The organism is Streptomyces sp. NPDC026417 (assembly GCF_055567695.1).
This window is the reverse complement of sequence record NZ_JBVHPY010000122.1, coordinates 1-1,283: the sequence shown is the minus strand read 5'-3', so window position 1 is coordinate 1,283 and position 1,283 is coordinate 1. Positions and strand designations below refer to the sequence as shown.

Genomic DNA, 1,283 nt, shown 5'->3' with positions numbered 1-1,283 from the left:
CGGGGCTTCACCCTTGATCGTGGACACCGGTTGTTATGCGGCGGTGGTCAGCGTAGTTGATCGCTGTTCGTAAGTGATCGGGCTGATCTGGCCGAGATGAGAGTGCCTTCGTCTGGTGTTGTAGCGAGTCACCCATCGGAAGACCGCGAGCCGGGCCTCGCGGGCCCCGTTCCACCGTTTTCTCGCCTGGAGCGTCTCTCTTTCCATGGTTGCGTTCAGCGATTCTGCGGTGGCGTTGTCCGCGCTCGTGCCCACCGCGCCGCGTGATCTGATCACGCCGAGCTCACCGCAGACCTGGGCGAACTCCATCGAGACGTATTGCGACCCGTTGTCGCTGTGGAAGATCGCCCCGCGCAGGCCGTCGGCACCCCGCGCCGCGGCGGCGGCCATGAGCGCGTCGGTGACCAGCTCGGTGCGCATGTGGTCGTCGATCGACCAGCCGGCCAGTCGTCTCGAGGCCAGGTCCAACACCGTTGCCAGATAAAGGAATTGACCATTGCCCACCGGCAGGTAGGTTATGTCGCCCACGTAGCGAGTGTTCGGCGTGGTCGCGGTGAAGTCGCGCTGCAGGAGGTCCGGCACCGGCGTCGCAGAGGGTTCGGGGATGGTGGTGCGGACCTTCTTGCGCAGGTGGAACCCGACGATGTTGAACCTCCTCATGACGCGTGCCACGCGCTTGTGATTGACCCGCTCGCCGCGGTCCCGGAGCTCGGCTGTGACCCGCGGGGCCCTGTAGGTACCGTCGGATTCCTGGTGGATTTCGGTGATGCGCTTGGCGAGTTCGGCATCGGCCCGTGCCCGGTCGTCGCGCGCTTGCGCGCCGGCCGGGTGCCGGTAGAAGCCGGAACGCGAGACCTGCAGCATCCGGCACAGCCGCTTGACGCCGAAGGCGCCACGGTGATCGTCGACGAACTGGAAGCGGCTGCTCACCAGCTGGTCTCGGCCGCAAAATACTTCGCGGCCCTCCGCAGGATCTCCCGCTCGAGCTCGAGTTCCTTCACCCGCGCCCGCAGCTGACGGTTCTCCTTCTCCATCGCGGTGGCCTCCACGGCCCCGGGCCGGGCGGCCTGCTCAGCGTCCCGAACCCACGTGCGCAGGGTCTCGTGGTTGACGCCCACGTCCTTGGCCACCAACGCATACGTCCCACCCGGGCTGGCGTGGAACAGCACGACGGCATCAGCCCGGAACTCAGGCGAGTACTTCGACGTCCCCAACGGGAACTCCTGTCCTATGAATCTTCACGATCCAATGATCAGTGTGTCCACGATCAAGGGGTAGGGCCC

At 65.9% G+C, this 1,283-nt stretch carries 1 protein-coding gene; it reads right to left on the bottom strand.

Annotated features, from left to right (window positions below; translation table 11 throughout):
- Nucleotides 1–33 precede the first annotated feature (33 nt).
- Nucleotides 34–1,214, bottom strand: a protein-coding gene (locus ACZ4NT_RS39325; protein ID WP_467730234.1) for an IS3 family transposase whose coding sequence is annotated in 2 segments (ribosomal slippage) — nucleotides 34–947 and nucleotides 947–1,214 — 1,182 coding nt in all. Because the reading frame shifts where the segments join, the coding sequence is not laid out codon by codon here.
- Between the last annotated feature and the right edge of the window lie 69 nt (nucleotides 1,215–1,283).